Raw genomic sequence first — 18,715 nt, 5'->3', positions numbered from 1 at the left:
CATCGTCAACGCACCAGCGCGGTGCAGAAACCGCGGTCCCGCAGCCCACTGATGATGCCCGGCAGCGCACGGACCGTGTTGCCCGACTCGCGGCTGCCGTCGTGCAACAGGATCACCGCGTCCGGTTCGAGCCGGCTCAGCACGGCCGCCTCGATGTCCTCGGGCGTCCGCCCGCGCCAGTCGTTGGTGTCGATGGTCCACCTCACCTCGCGCAGGCGCAACGCCCTCGCCTGCGCGTGCACCTGCGGGCCGGTGCTGCCGAAGGGAGCCCGCAGCAGGGTCGGCGCCGGCGCCCCGGCCGCGACCACCGCGGCCTGGGTCCGCACGAGCTGGCTGCGGACCCCGGCGGCATCGAGATCGGCCAGGTGCGGATGGTCCCAGCTGTGGTTCTCCACCCGGTGCCCGTCGGCCGCCTCGGCGGCGACCAGCTCCGGATGCGCTTGGACCTTGGCGCCGAGTACGAAGAACGTCGCTTGGACGTCATGGGCGCGCAGCACGTCCAGCACCGGCCGGGTGTAGTAGTCGGGACCGTCGTCGAAGGTCAACATGATCCGCCCGCGGGTGCAGGGGTTGGCGGTGCTCGCGGGGTGCAGCGCCGCGGGGTCGACGGTGAATCCGCTCGGTCCGGGATCCCGCACCGACGGGTGCCGGACGTAGCTGGTGAAGGCGAGCATCGCCGCGAGCGTGACCAGGGCGGCCGCCAGCTCGGTGAGGTGCCGCCGCAGGGCGGGCGCACGCGCCCCGCCCCGCGGCGTGCCGATCGGATCCGTCATCATCCCGCCGTGTCGGTGAGGGTGTAGTCGTCGGTGGACAGGCTGCCCGTGCCGACCAGGGCCAGCCCGAAGCTCAACGCGGTGGCGCCGCTGGGCACGGGCGGGGTCAGGTAGGCCGGGGTCGCCACCCAGGAACCGCTCACCGGAACCACCGGACCGGTCGCCCAGTAGACCCACGAGCCGGCGGCGGTCCGGTAGTAGAGCACCAGCTGTGCCCGGGAACCCGCGCCCCAGCTGCCCCGGTAGTAGACGCCCGCCCGGTAGGTGTGGCCGGCGACGGCCGGTGGCGCGCAGCTGCCCGCGTCCTGCCGGGTCACCAGCTTCCGGTCGCCGCTGGTCCAGGCGGAGACGGTCAACTGCTGGGCGTACGAGCCGCTGTGCGCGTCGGTCGTCCGGGTCCAGGCGTACGTGTTGGTGCCGAGGCCGCCGTACTGGAAGCAGGACGGCAACCCGTTGGTGCCCGCCGACTCCAGGGAGACGTTCTGGACCAGCTCACCCGGCGTCGGCGCGGCGAGCGACGGCCCCGGCACGCCCGGCTGGAGGACCCCGCCGATCACCTCGTCGACCGTCTTCACCGTGGTGCCGGCGTCCGCCCGCGACGCCAACCAGTCCAGGAAGGACGCGAGCGTCGCCGGGCTGACCTGGTAGTCCTCGCCACACCCGTCGCAGACGTGGTGCATGACGAGCTGCACCCACCCACCGCCGTGCTGCTCGGCCTGGGTCACGTACCCCTGCAGCGTCGCCAGCGTGGTGGTGGCCTTCACCGAGTCGGGCGTCTGGGTGAAGTACGCGGCGACGGGTGGCACCGACTCGGCGTACGGGCAACCGTTGCAGGCACCCGGGGAGACCACCCCGCCGACCGACCGGGCGCTGTTGTAACCGCACTCGGCGGCGATCTGCCGGGTGGTGGCGTCGGCCGAACCGTACGGATAGGCCAGGTTCTTCACGGTGAACCCGAGGCCGAGCAGGGCGACCCGGTCGTTGCACAGCTCCCGGCGCTGATCGTCCGGGGAGAGGGCGGGGAGCGCGGCGTGGCTGACGGTGTGGCCGCCGATCTCGTGCCCGGCCGCCGCGAGGGTCGCGAGGTCGGCCTGCGACATGAAGCCGGCCGCCCCGATCCGGCCACTGTTGATGTAGAAGGTGCCGTGCATTCCGTGCGCGTCGAGCAGGGGTCGGGCGTTCAGGTACTGGTCGTAGCCGCCGTCGTCGAAGGTGAGCGAGACGACGGTGGGGCCGGCGGCCCGGGCCGCGGTGGGTCGGATGGCCGGCGCCAGCACCAGTGCCAGGCCGACCACCAGGGCCGTCAGGATCGCCGGCCACCGGCGGACCGGCGCGATGGTTGAGGACATCAGGGACTCCCTACTGCCGTGGGGGGACGGCGTCAGGTGACGGGAACGAGCGTGGGTGAGCCGTACGTGACCGCGTGCTCGGCGACACCGGTCAGGGCGAAGGTGACGCCGCCCTCGTGCAGTCGGTTGTCGAAGGTGGTGGTGAGCGCCGGGGCACCCGCCAGCCCTACGGTGATCGAATCCCCGCGGACCTGCACGGTGAGCCGCGCGGGGTCCCGGACCGTCAGGGTCGCCGTGGCGAGGACGGTGGTCGGCCCGTCCCCGATCTGCTGCCGGACGACCACCCGGCGGCGGCCCAGCAGCACCTCGACGGCTCCCCGGTGACCGGCGCCGGCGCCATCGCGGACGCCGACGATCGCGGACGTGCCGGGGCGGAGCCCGGCCACCGACATCGAGACGGTGTAGTTGCGCCACTGGCTGGTGTTCACCTCGGCCAGCCGGCAGCCGGCGGTCGCCCGGGCGACGGCGGTCACCCGGATCCGGGCACCGGCGTCGACCACGCACGACGCGGACTCACCGGTCCAGGACAGCGTGGTGAGGTCGCGGGGCGGGGCGACCGGGATGGACCGGCGGACCATGCCGAGCAGCCCCGCCACGGAGGTGCTCCCCCGGACGCCGATCCGCGGCAGCAACCATCGGGAGGACGACGGGCTGGCGGCGTTGACGTGCCCGCTCGGCACGTCCTCGCCGGTGAACGCCAGCGCGAAGCCGGCCCGCTCCAGCAGCACCGGCAGTTCCCGGACGATCTCCGGGTCGTTCGAGATCCGGCCGGTCTCGCCGTACGGGTAGGCGAAGGCCGGGCTACGGCGCCCCAGCGTCCGCCGGAGGAACTCCTGGCTGCGGTCCAGGTCCGCGCCCACCCGGCGGCGCCACTGGTCCAGGGTCTCGGGCCGCCCGTCGACCAGGATCCGGTTGGTCAACGCCGGTTGCACGTCGCCGGCGACCGGCACCCAGGAGTGCAGGTCGTCGGTGTGTGAGCCGAACTCCCACCGGCCGCTGTCGGCCATGTCCCGGACCTGCCGGGTGGAGAGGAAGGTCGACGGGGTGCCCGGGGAGACGACCCGGCCGGTGGTCAGGAAGGCCACGGCGGTGAAGCCGTAGGCGCGCAGCACCGGATCGACCGTGGTCCAGGTGGTCAGGGACCCGTCGTCGAAGGTGAGCAGCAGTGGACGTTCGGGCAGCCCGACGGGACGGCCGGCCAGCGCCTCGCGTGCCTCGTCGAGCCGTACCGTCCGGTAGCCGGCCGCGGCGAGCGCGGCCAGGTGCTCGGCGAAGGCGCGCCGGGTCAACGTGCTGCCGGCCCGGTCGCTGTCGGAAACCCCGTGGTACGTCAGCACGGTGATCGCACCGGGGTAGCGGGGCAGCACGGGCGCCGGCGGCGCCGGGACCGTCACCGCGCTCAGCTGGGGCGGATCGAAGGGCCGGCTCAACGCCACCCAGCTCACCCCGGCGGCGACCAGCGCGGCCACCGCCACCATGCCGGTCACCAGGCTGAGCAGTCGGCTGCCCAGGGGTTTGCGGTCAGTCACGGGCCACCACCAGAATCCGTTCCGTCGGGGCGTCGACGACGGCCGGGGGCGGGGGCGCCGCCGGGGGCGGCTGCGCGCCCCGGGTGCCCCAGCTGCCGTCCCGGATCCGGGCGATCGCCCAGAGCAGCTGCGGGGAGAAGAGGATGTAGAAGAACGTGCCGAGCAGCGCGTACAGCCAGAGGCCGTCGTGCCGCAACATCCGGTACACCAGCGCGTACGCCCCGGCGACCAGGTAGAGGCCGGTGAAGTAGACCAACGGGAAGTGCCCGTCGACGAAGGGCTGGACCAGGCTGTATAGCACGATCACCGGGCTGAGCAGTCCGGCGGTGGTCTGCACGGCGACGGAGGGCAGCGCCCTGGTCCGGGTCCGCCAGATGTGGGCCAGCAGCAGCGGGCCCTCCCGGGTCCAGGACTTCTTCCAGCGCAACTGCTGGCGCAGGAACTTCCCGTACGCCTCCGGGGCGTCGGTCCAGGCCTCCGCGCGAGCGTCGTACCGGGTGGTCCAGCCGGCCTTCAGCACCCGGTTGGTGAGCGCCCGGTCGTCGCCGTAGGTGCACTCGACGCCGAGGAAGCGCTGGTGCTCCCAGGCTTCGAGGAGGTCGACCACGGCGGACCGGCGGTACGCGGCGAAACATCCGGAGCAGCAGGTGACCGCGCCGAGCACGGACTCGGCGCTCTTGAGCAGTTGGAAGGAGACGTAGTACCGGACGGCCTGCATCCGGGTGAGGGTGTTCGCCTCGGCGTTACGGACGTAGGTCAGGCCGGAGATCGCTCCGACCTTCGGGTCGGCGAAGCCCTGCACCAGGGTGCGGATGGCGTCGGGCGCCGGCATGGAGTCGGAGTCGACGAAGACCAGGATCTCCGCCGAGGTGGCCCGGATTCCGGCCGCCATCGCGGCCCGCTTGCCCTGGTTGTGGCCCAGGTCGAGGCAGCGGACGGCCCCCGGCGGGTACTGTCCGGCCGCGTGGAGCATCTGCTGCCACGTGTCGTCGCTGGAGCCGTCGTTGACGACGACGATCTCCAGCTTGCCCGCGGGGTACTCGAGCGCGAGGCAGGAGTGGATGGTCCGGCCCACCGCCTCGCCCTCGTTGTACGCCGGCACGATGATCGCCACGGAGGGCTCCAGCCCGGCGTCGCGCGGTGGCCGGTAGAACGCCGCGAGGACGAACCGGCTGAGCACGTAGCTGCTGATCAGGATGGTGTAGCAGGCCGCCGGGAGGTTGCCGCGGAGGAACATCACCTTGATGCCGACGTGCCAGCCGATCAGGGCGCAGATGGCGACGATGCCGAGCAGCGTGGCGAGCTGGACCGGCCCCCGGCGGGTCCGGTCGGCCCGGTGCCGGTCCGCGCCGCCGAAGCCCGGGGCGTGGTGACCGGTGTCGGCCGGGCGTACCGGTGGGAGGAACTGGGTGTCCGGCTCGTCCAGCAAGACGGGCAGCCGCGCGCTGTCCGTCGCGCCCGGGTGCCCGTGGCTGACCGGACGACCGGCCCAGGGGAGGTCGTCCGCGGGTCGGCCGGCGGGTGGGTGGCCAGGGCCAGATCTCACAGCCGGACCCGCCCGAGGGCCGGCGCCAGCCGGTAGGTGGCGTCCAGGACCAGCGGGTGCCCATCGAGCCAGCTCAGGTCGGCACCCGTGTGCAGGGTGTGCACGAGCACCAGGTCGGCGTCGGCCGCCGTCGGCGTCGCAAGGCCGGTGAGCGAGCCGGCGGGTGACGACAGCAGCGGCACGTACGGGTCGTGGTAGCTCACGGTGGCACCGCTGTGCCGCAGACTCTCGATGATCTCCAGGGCCGGCGACTCCCGCAGATCCTCCACGTCCGGCTTGTAGGTGACCCCGACGACCAGCACCCGGGCCCGACTCAGGGAAAGGCCGGCGTCGGCGAGCATGGTGCGGATCCGGTCGACGACGAGCCGGGGTCGGCCGGCGAGCGCGGACATCGCCTGCTCGGTGACCGGCATCGGCAGTCGCGCCGCGCGCAGCTGCCAGAGCAGGTAGTACGGGTCGCAGGGGATGCAGTGGCCGCCGGCACCGGGCCCGGGGAGGAAGCGCATGAAGCCGAACGGCTTGGTGGAGGCGGCGTCGATGACCTCCCGCACGTCGAGGCCGAGGGCCCGGCTGGCCTCGGCGATCTCGTTGGCGAAGGCGATGTTGACGGCCCGGAAACTGTTCTCCAGGAGCTTGGTCATCTCGGCCGCCTCCGCCGACGAGACCTCGTGCAGCTGCGGGCCGTAGCCCTTCAGCGCGCCGATCGCCCGAGCCGCGCACTGCGGTGTCACCCCGCCGAGCACCCGGGGCACCAGGGACTGCGGTCGGTCGTTGCCCGGGTCGATCCGCTCCGGGCTGAACGCGACGAACACGTCGACGCCGGGGCGTAGACCGCGTGCCGCGAGCGGTTCCGCGAGCAGCTCCCGGGTGGTGCCGACGTAGCTGGTGGAGGTCAGGATCAGCACCTGACCGGGAACCGCGTGCGCGACGACCGTCTCGCAGGCCCGACGCAGGACCCGCAGGTCGGGGACGAGCTGCGGGTCGACCGGCGTGGGTACGCAGATCAGCACGGCTGCGGCGTGGGCCAGCCGGGCCGGTTCGTCGGCCAGCTCGAAGGCGGCCCGGTCGGCCAGGGCCTCGTCCAGTCGGTCCAGGTCGGCGGGGAGCAGGTCGACCCGACGCTGGCCGATCGCGGCGAGCCGGTCCGGGTCGACGTCGATGCCGAGCACCCGGTGACCGGTGGCGTGCAGGGCGAGGGCGGTGGGGAGCCCGACGTACCCCAGACCCAGGACGGCGACGTCGTGGGTGGGCGGCGTTCCGGCGGCGGCCGCACCGGCCACCGGCTGGAATTGTGGAAAAGCACCGGACCGCGCGGAAACGGTGACGGTCATGAACCGTTCTCCTCTGCCTCGGAAATGCGCAGGACAACGCCGGGAGCGCGAATAGCGCCGGACTCTTTCTTTCCGTTACACGGGTGTCGGGAAGCTGACAACAATCCCGTTCGGACAGCCGCCAATGACCGTCGAACACCAGGTGAGCAACCGGAAAGCCTGGCGCGCCACCTATGGAGATCGAACGGGAGCGCAACCACGAATGCAACGACGTGAGCCGAGATCAGCTATTCACGGGCACCAGGTGCGGCTAAAGGTGCCACGTCTGCCAACCGACCTACGGGCCGGTCGAACGATCATCCGGAAATGGGACGTTAATTGTCGCCGGTAATATGTCGGGCCGGCCGTCGAACGCGACCCGGAACCCGACGGGCATTGACCGTGCGGCAGCCGCGGGCCCACCCGAGCGGGTGCCGGGCGGGGCGGTCCGGGTCAGACGGCGACGAGCTGCTCGGCACGGACCGCCGCCGCCTCGGCGCGGGCGATCGGCCCGCCGGGCAGCGCGGCGACCCCGGCCCCGACGGCGACCGCCGCCCCGGCGAAGAGGAACGCCCAGGGCACCCCGCCGGCGTGGTCGACGATCAGCCCGGCGACCGAACCGCCGGCGGCGCTCGCCGCCACCGACATGGTCACCACCCAGGTGTACGCCTCGTTCAGCATGCCGGCCGGGGCGATCCGCCCGACCAGGGTGTTCTCCAGGGTCAGCGCGGGGGCGATCGCCGCCCCGCCGACCACCAGCGCGGCGCCCAGGGCCAGCGGGCCCGGCATCACGGCGAACACGGCGAAGCTGCCGGCCACCCCGGCGAGCAGCCAGGCGAACTGTCGGGTCATGTTCGGCGGCGGCCGGCGTACGCCGAACCAGAAACCTCCGGCGGCGCTGCCGATCCCCCAGACGGCGAGCAGCACCCCGGCCATGCTCTCCGGGTCGGCGGTGGGCTGGTCGCCGGCGAAGGCCGGCACGATCACCCCGGCGGCGCCGAACGCGATGCCGAGGCTGGCCACGCAGACCAGTAGCGCCGGAAAGCCGCCCACCCGCAGCGGGCCCAGCCCCCGGGCGTGGTGCTCGCGCGGGTGCGGGCGCCAGCCGCGCATCACCCGGCCGAGGGCCACCCCGACGGTGCCGACCAGGGTGACCACGGCGGCGCCGACCAGCGCGGCGGCGGCATCGGCGACCAGCACGAAGCCGGCCACCAGCAGCGGTCCGAGCACGAAGACGATCTCGAAGAGTGAGGTCTCCGCGGCCAGCGCGGTGTTGCGCAACCGCTGCCGGCCGGACGCGGGTGCGGTGAGGTCGTTCCAGGCGCCCCGGATCGCCGCCGTCAACGGCGGGTAGGTGGCCCCGGCGACGCCGGCGGCCAGGTAGATCAGCCCCAGGCTGCCGGCCTCGGCACGGCTGGCGCCGAGCAGACCGAACAGGGCGAGCGGGTGGGCGACGGCGGTCACCAGCAGGACCGGGGTCGGACCGACCCGGTCCGCGATCCGGCCAGCGACCGGGCTCAGCGCGGCGCCGGAGAGCGCGTAGATGCCCCCGGCGACGGCGGCCAGCGAGTACCGGCCGGTCACCTGCTCCACCACCAGCAGCAGCGCCAGCGGCGTCATGCCGATCCCGAGTCGGCCGACGATGCCGAGGACCAGCAGCAGCGGCGCCCCGGGGATCCGCCAGACGCCCAGGTACTGGCGCAGTGCGGCCACGGTCGACCTCCGGGATGTAATGGGTGCGAGCCGTTCCGACCCTAACGCCGGACGCACCGGCCGGAAAGCGGATATGACGCGCCCGACGCCCGGCGTACCCGAAGATCCGCCCGTGTCCGGCGGACCGGACACGGGCGGACGGGATGGTGTGGGATCAGCGCCGGAACTGCACCGGGCCGGTGTTGGCCGCCAGCTGCTCCAGCCGGGCGACCCGCTCCTCCATCCGGGGGTGGGTGGAGAAGAGCGCCGCGATGCCGCCGCCCCGCTTGAACGGGTTGTCGATCATCAGGTGGGCGGTGCTGGTGAGCTGGCCCTGGGCGGGCAGCGGCCGGGTCTGGGTACCCACGTGGATCTTCCGCAGGGCACTGGCCAGGGCCAGCGGGTCCCCGGTGAGCTGGGCGCCCGAGGCGTCCGCCTGGAACTCCCGGCTCCGGCTGATCGCCAGCTGGATCACGGTGGCCGCGATCGGGCCGAGGATCAGGGTGAGCAGCAGCACGACCGGGTTCGGGGCGTCCTCGTCGTCGCCACCGCCCAGCGGGATGAACCAGGCGATGTTCGCCAATGCGGTGATGATGCCGGCCAGGCCGGCCGCCACGCTGGAGATCAGGATGTCCCGGTTGTAGACGTGCGACAGCTCGTGCCCGATCACGCCGCGCAGCTCCCGGTAGTCCAGGATCTGGGTGATGCCCTGAGTGACGCAGACCGCGGCATGCGCCGGGTTACGACCGGTCGCGAACGCGTTGGGCTGCGAGGTCGGGCTGACGTACAGCCGGGGCATCGGCTGCCCCGCCTCGGTGGCCAGCTCCCGCACCATCCGGTACAGCTCGGGGAAGTCGGCCTCGCTGACCGGTTGCGCCCGCATCGAGCGCAGCGCGAGCTTGTCGGAAAAGAAGTAGCTGACGCCGTTCATCAGCAGTGAGACGACGACGGCGATGACCAGGCCGCCACTGCCGCCGAACCAGTAGCCCACCGCCAGGATCAGCGAGGTGAGCAGGCCGAGCAGCGCGGCGGTCTTCAGACGGTTGTGATGCACGGTCACTCCTTCGGTGCGCGGGTCGCGCGGGACCCGCTGACCGGTCCAACGTCACCGGTACCCGTCAACCATCCTGCTCATGGCTGGAAGTTGACTGGAGATTCCTGTGCGCCCGCTGTGCCGACCGGACACCGGGGACGAGCCGGGGCGGAGCCGGTCAGCCGGCCGCGAGATCCAGCACCAGCTGGGGGGCGAAGCCCACCACCACCGCCAGCGCGGTCGCCACGGCCAGCGCCACGGTGACGGTCCAGGCCGGGCGGACCGGCACGTCCGCACCCCGGGCGGCCGGCTCGGCGGCGTACAGGGTGGCGGCCAACCGGAGGTAGTAGGCCAGGCCGATCACCGCGTTGAGCGCCACCACCAGGGCCAGCCAACCCGCGCCGCCGGTCAGCAGCGAGCGGACCACGGTCACCTTGGCGAAGAGGCCGGCCAGCCCCGGCGGCAGCCCGGCCAGCCCGATCAGCGCCAGCGCGAACGCCGCCCCCACCCACGGGTGCCGGCGGGCCGCGCCACGCAGCTCGTCCACCGTGCCGCCGTCCGCACCGGCCGGGCGTAACGCCACCAGCGCGGCGAACGCCGCCAGCTCCAGCAGGACGAAGAAGACCGCGTACGCGACGGTGGCGGCGTACCCGGCCGTCCGAGCCTCGGCGGTGCGCCCGGCGGCCAGCGCCAACGCGCCCAGCGGGGCCAGGATGTAGCCGGCCTGAGCCACCGACGACCAGGCGAGCAGCCGGACGGTACGCCGCTGGCGCAGCGCGACCAGGTTGCCGACGGTCATGGTCAGCACGGCGAGCAGGGCGAGCACCGGGCCGGTGACGTCGGCCGGCAGGGCCCGCTGCACCACCGCGAGCAGGGCGACGACCCCACCCAGCTTCGAGGCGGTCGAGAGGTACGCGGCCACCGGCAGCGGCGCCCCGTCGTAGGTGGCCGGGGCCCAGGCGTGGAACGGCACCGCCGCCACCTTGAAGGCCAGCCCGAGCACCACCAGCGCGACCGCGGCGGTGAGCAGGGGCAGGTCGGGGGCGTCCCCGATCAGCGCGCCGAGCCGGCCCAGGTGCAGCCCGCCGGTGACCGCGTAGAGCAGCGCCGCGCCGAGCAGGGTGAGCGTGGTGGCGACCACGCTCACCACGAAGAAGGTGACCGCCGCCTCGGCGCTGGCCAGGCTGCCCCGGCGCAGCCCCACCAGCACGTAGAGCGGCAGGGTGAGGGTCTCCAGGGCGACGATCAGGGTGATCAGGTCACCGGCCGCGCCGAGTACCACGCCGCCGGTCATCGAGCAGGCCAGCAGGAAGCAGTACTCGCCCACCGGCGTCGTCCCGCCCGGCCGCAGCAGCGGGCCGGAGATCGCCAGCACCCCGAGGGTGAGCAGCGCGAAGACGCCGGCGACCAGGGCGGCCCGGTCGTCGAGGACCCAGGAGCAGTCGGCGCCGGCGCAGAACGTCCGCCGGGTGTCGCCCGCGCCGACCAGCGCCGCGCCGACGGCGGTGGCGACGGCGCCCGCGGCGGCCACGGCCACCGTCGCGCCGGCCCGGGCCAGCAGCAGGTCCGCCAGGAGCACCAGTACGGCGGTGCCGGCCGCCAGGTACGCCGGCAGCAGCGCCACGTTGTCCACGCTCTGCACCAGGCTCACGCCGCCACCTCGCCGCGGGTCAGATCCGAAGCCGGTCTCACCGGAGCACTTTCGTTCGCGACTGCGGGGCTCCGCTGCGCTGCACTCCTCGCGCTCACCGGAGCACCTCCACCAGGGCGTTCACCGGGCCGGTGGCGTAGCCCAGCACCAGCGTCGGGGCCAGCCCGACGGCCAGCGCGAGCAGCACCAACGGTGCCCAGGCGGTCAGTTCCGCCCCGGCCAGGCCGGGCGAGAGCCGTCCCACGACCGGGCTGGGCCGGCCGTGGGTGACCTGGCGCAGCAGCCGCAGGAAGTACGCGGCGGCGAGCGCCCCGCCGACCGCGGCCAGCACGGCCAGGGTGGTCCAGAGCGGCCCGCCCCGCCGAACGGCGGCGACCACGGCGAACGCCTCGCCCCAGAAGCCGGCCAGCCCCGGCAGGCCCAGCGAGGCGACCGCGGCGAAGCCGAGCAGCCCGGCGAGCCGGGGTGCGGTCTCCCGCAGCCCGGACAGCTCGGCGAGCGCCCCGGTGTGGGTGCGGTCCTTGACCGCGCCGGCCAGGAAGAAGAGCAGGCCGGTGATCACCCCGTGGGCGATGTTGCCGATCAGCGCCGCCTGGATGCCGGTGGCGGTCAGCGTGGCCACCCCGAGCAGCACGAAGCCCATGTGCCCGACGCTGGAGTACGCGATCAGCCGTTTCAGCTCGCTCTGGGCCAGGCAGACCAGCGACCCGATCAGGATGGCGGCGACGGCGAGCACGCCGAGCGCCGGGGCGGCCCAGCGGGCGCCCTCGGGGGCCACCCCGACCGCGATCCGGACCAGGCCGTACGTACCCATCTTGAGCAGCACCCCGGCGAGGATCACGCTGCCCACGGTGGGCGCCTGGGTGTGCGCGTCGGGCAGCCAGGAGTGCAGCGGCCAGAGCGGGGCCTTCACCGCGAAGGCGAGTGCCAGCAGGGTGAACGCGACCAGCTGGGTGCTCCGGGACAGCCCGGTCCCGCCGGTCAGCGCGACCACGTCGGCGGTGCCGGCGGCGGCGACCACCACGTAGACGCCGACCAGCAGCAGCACCGAGCCGAAGAGCGTGTAGAGGGCGAACTTGCGGGCCGCCCGCCGCCGGTCGTCCCCGCCCCAGCCGGCGATGATCGCGTACATCGGCAGCAGGACGACCTCGAAGAATGCGAAGAAGAGCACCAGGTCGAGGGCGAGGAAGGTGCCGAGGATGCCGACCTCGACCACCAGCAGCAGCGCCACCAGCGCCCGGCCGCTCCCCCCGCCGGCGGGCACCCGCCACACGGTGTAGCCGCAGCAGAGCAGGGTGAGCAGCGCGGTCAGCACCACCAGCGGCCAGGAGATGCCGTCCACCCCGAGGTGGAAGCGCAGGTCCAGGCTCGGCACCCAGCGCAGGTCGAGCCGGTGCCAGGACTGCACGGCCGGGCGCGGCCCGTAGCCGAACCAGCCGTGGTCGCCGAGCACCAGCAGCGCCGACCCCACCAGGGTCAGGGCGGCGACCGCCGTACCGAGCAGCCGGGCCGCCCGGTCTCCGGGTGTGACCGCGACCGCCAGCGCCCCGGCCGCCGGCAGCACCAGGACCGCGACCAGCAGGAACTCCCCGAGACTCATGCGGCCCCTCCGATCAGCACGGCGGCCAGGCCGATCAGCACCGCGCCGGCCAGCACCGCCGCCGCCGCGCGGGGCAGCGCCGCCCGGTGCAGCGCGGCCAGGCCACCGCCGAGGCCGTACGCGCCCCGGCCGGTGGACTCGACCAGGCCGTCCACCCCGACCTCGTCGCCGGTACGCACGGCGCGGGCGAGCGCCGTCGTGGGGCGTACGACCAGGGCGTGCTGGACGTCGTCGAGCCGGAACGCGCGGGCGAACACCGGCCGCAGCGGACCCAGCGCGCCGGCCGGGTCGGCGGCCCGGTCCCGCCGCCAGCCGGCCCAGGCCAGCCCGGCGCCGACCAGCAGCAGCATGGTGGGCAGCAGCAGCGCCGGCCCGAGGTGGACCAGCTCCACGTCGTCCTCCGCGAGCGCCGGCAGGAGGACCCGGTCGGCGAAGGGCGGCCAGAACGCGGCCAGCCCGAGCAGCGCGGCGGGCACCGCAAGCAGCAGCACCGGCCAGCGCATCAACGCCGGCGGGTCGTGCGGCTCGAGCAGTGGCATCCGGGGCGCGCCGAGGAAGGTGCGCAGCAGCAGTCGGGTGGCGTACCAGGCGGTGACGACCACGCCGAGCAGCCCGGCCAGCCAGACCAGCCAGCCCACCCAGGCGGGCGCCGGGCCGGCGCCGTCCAGCGCGGCGGCCTCGGCGACGGCGAGCACGCCGTCCTTGCTCCAGAAACCGGAGAGCGGCGGCACCCCGGCCAGCGCGCCGAGGCCGATCAGCGTGCACCAGAAGGTGACCGGCATGTCCCGGCGCAGCCCGCCCATCCGGGACATCAGCGTGGTGCCGACGGCGTGGATCACCGCGCCGGCGGCGAGGAAGAGCAGCGCCTTGAAGGCCGCGTGGGTGAGCAGGTGGAACAGCGCCGCGGCGGGCGCGCCGACCGCCAACGCTCCGGTCATGTAGCCAATCTGGGAGACCGTCGACCAGGCCAGCACCCGCTTCAGGTCGTCCTGGGCGGTGGCGGCGAACGCGCCCAGCAGCAGGGTGATCGAGGCCATCACCCCGAGCACGGCCAGCGCGGTCGGAGTGGCCGCGAAGAGCGGGTAGAGCCGGACGACCGCGTAGACGCCGGCGGCGACCATGGTGGCGGCGTGGATCAGCGCGGAGATCGGGGTCGGACCGGCCATCGCGTCCGGCAGCCAGGTGTGCAGCGGGAACTGGGCGCTCTTGCCGGCCACCCCGGCGAGCAGCAGCAGGCAGGCCGCGGTGCGGGTGCCGGTGGAGTAGTCGTGGGCGAGCACGTCGGCGATCCGGAAGCTGCCCGCCGAGACGCCGAGCAGCGCGATGCCCAACAGGAAGCCGACGTCACCCACCCGGGTGACCAGGAACGCCTTCATCGCGGCGGCCGGCGCCTCGGGCAACCGCCGGTCGTGGGCGATCAGCAGATAGGAGCAGAGGCCCATCACCTCCCAGCCGACCAGCAGCAGGATCAGGTCCCCGCTGACCACCACCAGCAGCATCGCGGCGGTGAAGAGGCTGATCTGCGCGGCGTACGGCGGGTAGCGGTGGTCGACCTCGACGTCGTCGTGCGGGCCGCGGCGCAGGTAGGCCACCGAGTAGACCTGCACGGCCAGCGCCACCGCGGCGACGGCGACGGCGACCAGGGCGGCGGCGCCGTCCAGCCGGACCCCGAGGGTGACCCGCAGGCCACCCAGGTCGATCCAGGTGGTGGCGGTCTCCACCGGGTCGCCGACCCGGGCCAGCAGGGCGACCGCGATCAGCAGCGCGCCGGCCGCGCCGGCGACACCGAGCCCGATCGCCGCCCGTCGGGCCCGATCCTCCCCGGTGGACGCCCCGCGCGGCGAGGGCGGCAGCAGCAGCCCGAGCAGGCCGGCGAGCAGGGGTACGGCCGGCAGGGCGGCCCCGAGCAGCCCGGTCACTTCGTCCCCTCCGGTCGGTCGGCGCCGGCCGGCCCGGTCGACGGCCGGCCGCCGGTCGTGGCCGGCACGGGCGCGGGCGGCTCGGTCAGCGGCACCTCGTCGACGGCGACGCTGGCGCGCAGCCGGTAGAGCTGGAGCACGATGGCCAGGCCGACGCCGATCTCGGCGGCGGCCAGCACGATCACGAAGAGCGCGAAGACCTGCCCGGAGTGCGGCAGCTGGGCGCGGACCGTGGTGTCGGCGGTGACCAGGATCAGGTTGACCGCGTTGAGCATCAGCTCCACCGCCATCAGCACCAGCACCGCGTTGCGCCGGCGCAGCACGCCGTAGCCGCCGAGGCCGAACAGGATCGCGGCGGTGACATAGGGGATGACCGGCCTCACGGGCGGCCACCCCGGTTTACGGCCGGCGTGGCGTCGGCCCCGGCGGGCGGCACCGGGGCGGTACGGGCACCGGGCGGCCCGACCCGGCCCGGCCCGGCCGGTGCGGCGGTCGCGTCCGGACGGCTGCCGATGTCGGGGCGGGACAGGATGATCGCGCCGACCAGGGCGGCGAGCAGCAGCACCGACAGCACCTCGAACGGCAGCACCCAGGAGCGGAAGACCTGCTCGCCGAGGCGCTCGGCGGTGCCGGCCGCGGGCAGCTCCACCCGGGACCAGCGGAACGCGTCGACCAGCAGCACGGCCAGGCCCAGCCCGGCGCCCCCGCCGATCAGCGCGGCCGGCCAGCCCGGGCGGTCCAGATCGTCGGAGGCGCCGATCGGGGCCCGGGTCAGCATCACCGCGAAGAGCAGCAGCACCACCACCGCGCCCACGTAGATCAGCACCTGCACCCAGGCCACCAGCTCGGCGGTGAGCACCAGGTAGTCGCCGGCCAGAGCGCCGAGGCAGACCACCAGGTAGAGCCCGGCCCGGACGAGGTGGCGGGTGCCCACCACGAGCACCCCCGCGCCGACCGCCACCGCCCCGAGGGCGAGCAGCAGCACGTCCGCACCGGTCATGGGGTGGCACCCCCGTCGGCGGCGGCGCCGGGCTCGGGGCGTACCACGGTGGGGCGGGCGGCGGAGCTGGTGGGAGTCGCGGCCTTGCGCGCGGCGGTGCTCTCCTCCTTGGCCGGCTCGCCGTTGCGGTCGTGCGCGGGGGGCGGCGGCACGGTGGCCATCCACTCGCCGAGGTGGTCCTTGTCGTGCAGCAGGTCCTTGATGTCGTACTCGGCGTACTCGAACTCCGGGGACCAGTAGAGCGCGTCGAAGGGGCACACCTCGATGCAGATGCCGCAGTACATGCAGAGCGAGAAGTCGATGTCGAACTTGTCGAGCACGTTGCGCTGGCGGGGGCGGGCGGCGCCGGGCACCGCCACCTCCTCCTTGTGCGAGTCGATGTAGATGCACCAGTCCGGGCACTCCCGGGCGCAGAGCATGCAGACCGTGCAGTTCTCCTCCGACAGCGCGATCACGCCGCGGGACCGGGGCGGCAGCTCGGGGGCGACGTCCGGGTACTGCTGGGTGGTCGACCGGCGGGTCATCGTCTTCAGCGTGACCGCCAGCCCCTTCACCAGCCCCTCACCGGGAATACCGCTGCGCTCGCTCATGCCGCTCATCCTGCCCTGTGCCCTCCGCACGCGCGACCACCACCCGGTGAATCTCCCGATCGACCGGATCACGCCGGGGCGTCGGTGACCGCTCGCCGCACCCGCGCGATCGACCCTTCGGGACGGTCCGGACTTCATTGATCTTCTATGCTGCTCCGGCCGACGACCAAGGGGGACCACGGCCGGATGAAGAAGACCACGACCCGGGTGATCGCGGCGGCGGCCGTGCTGGCCACCGTGCTGTTCGGCACGTCGGCCGCGCAGGCCGAGCCGGACGGCACGATCACCGGCACGGTGACCGACCGGACCACCGGCGCACCCCTGGCCGGCGCCTGCGTGTCGCTCATGCAGAGCCCCGAACTGACCCTGGCCACGAAGTGCACCGACAGCGCCGGCACCTACACCTTCAGCGTCACCGGCCAGTCGGGCTACGGCATCCACGTCCGGGCGCGCGCCGCCGGCCGGCCGGACGTCTGGTGGCCCAGCGCCCCGGACTACCTCAACGGGGATCCGGTCTCCGTCGACCCGGGTGCGACCGCCCGGGCCGATCTCAGCATGATCACCGACGTGGGCGGCTTCCAGGGCCGGATCACCCACGCCGACGGCAGCGCGGCCTACCAGAGCGAGGTGGTCGCCGTCGCCGTCGAGGGAAACTGGAAGGCGCGGGCCTACACCGACGCCGACGGGCGGTACCGGCTCGCCAACCTGCCGGTGGGTTCCTACCGGCTCGGGCTCGGGCCGCAGGGCTGGGCGCCGCAGCAGTGGGTGCCGGGCAAGACCGTCCAGAGCGAGGGCATCGTCTTCCCGGTCACCGCCGGGAGCACCACCACCGTCGACGACCGGTACGTCTCGGTCAAGCCGCCGGAGGGGTGGCAGACCGGCGTCGTCACCGGCGTCGTCACCGCCCGGGCCACCGGCGCCCCGGTCGCCGGGGCCTGCGTCGCCGCCTTCGAGGAGAACGGCGGTAGCCAGGTCAACGAGTCCTGCGCCGACGCCACCGGCCGCTACCGGATCGACCGGCTGTCGGTGCAGAACCGGTACCGGCTGCGGGTGCGGGCGCCGGGCTTCAACGACCAGTGGGCGAAGGACGCCAACAACTACGACAACGCGACCCCGTACGCCACCTCCGGCTTCGAGGAGACGGTGGTGGACGTGGCGCTGCGGGTCGGCGGCGGGACCATCCGCGGCCGGGTCACCCCGTACGAGGGCGGCACCCTGCCGTGGTCGCTGTCGGCGGTGGCCACGGCGGTCGACGGCTCGTGGCGCGGCGGCGTGATGGCGGTCGACGGCGAGTACCAGCTCGACCGGGTGCCGGCCGGGGACTACCGGGTGTACTTCTACGCCGGGGGCCGGACGGTCCAGTACCACCCGGGCAAGGCCACCGCCGAGGAGGCGGCGGTCGTCCACGTCACCGACGGGGAGGTCACCGTCGTCGACGAGCGGCTCGTGCCGGCCGGCTCGGTGGAGGTGACCCTCGTCGACAAGGCGACCGGTGGCCCGGTCAGCGGGTGCGTCCGGCTGACCAGGTCCGTCGAGCGGGCCTGCACGCCGGCCGGCGCCAACCGGGTCACCTTCCCCATCGTCTGGGCGACCACCCAGGGCGCGGAGACCGCCGAGGTGCTCCCCGCCGGCACGGGGCACTGGAATCGCTGGGTCAGCGACATCCGGGTCACCTCCGGGCAGACCACCCGGCTCACGGTGCAGGTCGAACCGGCTGCCACCGTGACGACCCGGGTGCTCGACGGCGCCGGCGCACCGGTGAGCGGCGTCTGCGTCCGGCCGGTCGCCGCCCGCGCGATGGCGACCGTCGCGCTGCGGCAGGAGAACGAGAACGGGGCGTACTGCGCCGACGCCTCCGGCGCACTGACCATCGGCCCGCTGCCGGCCGGGCCGGTGCGGCTCTTCGTGGGCGCGAAGGCCCCGTGGGGCGCCCAGTGGTACACCAGCACGGGCGGCACCGGCGACCGCGACGCCGCCACCCGGCTCGACCTCGTCGCCGGCAAGGTCACCGGCACCCCGGCGATCCGGCTCGACCGGGCCGGCTCGATCACCGGCACCCTCCAGGGCATCAACGGCGAATTCATCGACGGCTGCGGCCAGGCCGGCGCGGACAGCCCGGACCTGCCGGGCGGCGCCACCAACGGCTGCACCTCGCACACGGGCACCGACCACACCGGCCGGTACACGATCAGCGGGCTCGGCCCGTACCGCTGGCCGCTGAAGTACACCGGGCGGTGGGCCGGCAACACCGACGAGTTCGCGCCGGAGTGGTCCGGGGACGTCACCAACCGGGCGCTCGCCGTCCCGGTGCAGGTGCGCTCGGGTGAGACGGTGACGGCGCCGGCCGTGAAGCTCGTTCAGGACGCCAGAATCATGACCTTCGACCGGGGCGCGGGGGCGCCGAGCAGCTGGTCGGTGGAGGCGTACCACCCGACCACCGGGGACCTGGTGGCGCGGCACGTCGGGTCGAGCTTCGGCGAGATGGACGCGCTGCCGGCCGGGCCGCTGCTGCTCCGCTACCTGCCGGGCAACGGCAGGCCCTGCTGGTACGTGGCTGACGGCGCGACGGGTGGTGCTGCGGGCGGCACCCCCCGACCGACCATGCTGACCCTCACCCCGCAGCAGCAGCTCGACAGCATCAGGCTGGTGCCGGGCAGCACCTGCCTGGCCGTGTCGGCCGCGACCCGGGAGGGCCCGTCGGTGCCCCGCTGAGGCCCCACCCG

General features: G+C 74.1%; 14 protein-coding genes. 1 reads left to right on the top strand and 13 read right to left on the bottom strand.

The features are described 5' to 3' along the window. Positions 1–5: 5 nt before the first annotated feature. From AC5RWQ_RS23735 to AC5RWQ_RS23675, 13 genes are all read right to left on the bottom strand, one after another. Entirely contained in the window at positions 6–773 is a 768-nt protein-coding gene (locus AC5RWQ_RS23735) for a polysaccharide deacetylase family protein (protein WP_494284876.1), read from the bottom strand. Next, positions 773–2,122, bottom strand: a complete 1,350-nt coding sequence (locus AC5RWQ_RS23730) for a polysaccharide deacetylase family protein (protein ID WP_494284875.1) — start codon at positions 2,120–2,122, stop codon at positions 773–775. The genes AC5RWQ_RS23735 and AC5RWQ_RS23730 overlap by 1 nt, the downstream gene beginning before the upstream one ends. A gap of 32 nt (positions 2,123–2,154) precedes the next feature. Continuing rightward, positions 2,155–3,651: a polysaccharide deacetylase family protein gene (locus AC5RWQ_RS23725; protein ID WP_494284874.1), complete on the bottom strand. Its 1,497-nt coding sequence runs from the start codon at positions 3,649–3,651 to the stop codon at positions 2,155–2,157. Continuing rightward, complete coding sequence (locus tag AC5RWQ_RS23720; RefSeq protein WP_494284873.1) at positions 3,644–5,080, bottom strand: glycosyltransferase family 2 protein; 1,437 nt, start codon at positions 5,078–5,080, stop codon at positions 3,644–3,646. Before AC5RWQ_RS23720 ends, AC5RWQ_RS23725 begins: the two co-directional genes overlap by 8 nt. A gap of 113 nt (positions 5,081–5,193) precedes the next feature. Beyond that, positions 5,194–6,528, bottom strand: coding sequence for a nucleotide sugar dehydrogenase (locus AC5RWQ_RS23715; RefSeq protein ID WP_494284872.1), 1,335 nt, complete (start codon positions 6,526–6,528; stop codon positions 5,194–5,196). Between the two features lie 432 nt (positions 6,529–6,960). Then, complete coding sequence (locus AC5RWQ_RS23710; RefSeq protein ID WP_494284871.1) at positions 6,961–8,220, bottom strand: MFS transporter; 1,260 nt, start codon at positions 8,218–8,220, stop codon at positions 6,961–6,963. Between the two features lie 154 nt (positions 8,221–8,374). Next, positions 8,375–9,253, bottom strand: a complete 879-nt coding sequence (gene htpX, locus AC5RWQ_RS23705) for a zinc metalloprotease HtpX (protein ID WP_334488421.1) — start codon at positions 9,251–9,253, stop codon at positions 8,375–8,377. A gap of 157 nt (positions 9,254–9,410) precedes the next feature. Further along, positions 9,411–10,883 carry an NADH-quinone oxidoreductase subunit N gene (locus tag AC5RWQ_RS23700; protein ID WP_494284870.1) on the bottom strand — a complete coding sequence of 491 codons (1,473 nt, stop codon included), beginning with the start codon at positions 10,881–10,883 and terminating at the stop codon, positions 9,411–9,413. A 94-nt stretch (positions 10,884–10,977) separates the two neighbouring features. After that, positions 10,978–12,483, bottom strand: coding sequence for a complex I subunit 4 family protein (locus AC5RWQ_RS23695; protein ID WP_494284869.1), 1,506 nt, complete (start codon positions 12,481–12,483; stop codon positions 10,978–10,980). Continuing rightward, positions 12,480–14,402, bottom strand: coding sequence for an NADH-quinone oxidoreductase subunit 5 family protein (locus AC5RWQ_RS23690; protein ID WP_494284868.1), 1,923 nt, complete (start codon positions 14,400–14,402; stop codon positions 12,480–12,482). Before AC5RWQ_RS23690 ends, AC5RWQ_RS23695 begins: the two co-directional genes overlap by 4 nt. Continuing rightward, positions 14,399–14,785 carry an NADH-quinone oxidoreductase subunit NuoK gene (gene nuoK, locus AC5RWQ_RS23685; RefSeq protein ID WP_494284867.1) on the bottom strand — a complete coding sequence of 129 codons (387 nt, stop codon included), beginning with the start codon at positions 14,783–14,785 and terminating at the stop codon, positions 14,399–14,401. The genes AC5RWQ_RS23690 and nuoK overlap by 4 nt, the downstream gene beginning before the upstream one ends. Next, complete coding sequence (locus AC5RWQ_RS23680) at positions 14,782–15,402, bottom strand: NADH-quinone oxidoreductase subunit J family protein (RefSeq protein WP_494284866.1); 621 nt, start codon at positions 15,400–15,402, stop codon at positions 14,782–14,784. Before AC5RWQ_RS23680 ends, nuoK begins: the two co-directional genes overlap by 4 nt. Further along, a complete protein-coding gene (locus AC5RWQ_RS23675) occupies positions 15,399–15,992 on the bottom strand; it encodes a NuoI/complex I 23 kDa subunit family protein (protein WP_494284865.1) in 594 nt (197 codons plus the stop codon). Before AC5RWQ_RS23675 ends, AC5RWQ_RS23680 begins: the two co-directional genes overlap by 4 nt. Before the next feature lie 186 nt (positions 15,993–16,178). Here AC5RWQ_RS23675 and AC5RWQ_RS23670 point away from each other — a divergent pair, with 186 nt between their 5' ends. Beyond that, a complete protein-coding gene (locus tag AC5RWQ_RS23670) occupies positions 16,179–18,704 on the top strand; it encodes a carboxypeptidase regulatory-like domain-containing protein (RefSeq protein ID WP_494284864.1) in 2,526 nt (841 codons plus the stop codon). Positions 18,705–18,715 lie beyond the last annotated feature (11 nt).

This window comes from Micromonospora sp. BS32, assembly GCF_059089345.1.
The sequence above is the reverse complement of the archived record's forward strand: the minus strand, read 5'-3'. Positions and strand labels throughout refer to the sequence as shown.

Excerpts from the sequence above, each read along its gene's own strand:
- AC5RWQ_RS23735 (WP_494284876.1), bottom strand. The coding sequence starts at position 773 with ATGACGGATCCGATCGGCACGCCGCGGGGCGGGGCGCGTGCGCCCGCC.
- AC5RWQ_RS23730 (WP_494284875.1), bottom strand. The coding sequence starts at position 2,122 with ATGTCCTCAACCATCGCGCCGGTCCGCCGGTGGCCGGCGATCCTGACG.
- AC5RWQ_RS23715 (WP_494284872.1), bottom strand. The coding sequence starts at position 6,528 with ATGACCGTCACCGTTTCCGCGCGGTCCGGTGCTTTTCCACAATTCCAG.
- AC5RWQ_RS23695 (WP_494284869.1), bottom strand. The coding sequence starts at position 12,483 with ATGAGTCTCGGGGAGTTCCTGCTGGTCGCGGTCCTGGTGCTGCCGGCG.
- AC5RWQ_RS23680 (WP_494284866.1), bottom strand. The coding sequence starts at position 15,402 with ATGACCGGTGCGGACGTGCTGCTGCTCGCCCTCGGGGCGGTGGCGGTC.
- AC5RWQ_RS23675 (WP_494284865.1), bottom strand. The coding sequence starts at position 15,992 with ATGAGCGAGCGCAGCGGTATTCCCGGTGAGGGGCTGGTGAAGGGGCTG.
- AC5RWQ_RS23670 (WP_494284864.1), top strand. The coding sequence starts at position 16,179 with ATGAAGAAGACCACGACCCGGGTGATCGCGGCGGCGGCCGTGCTGGCC.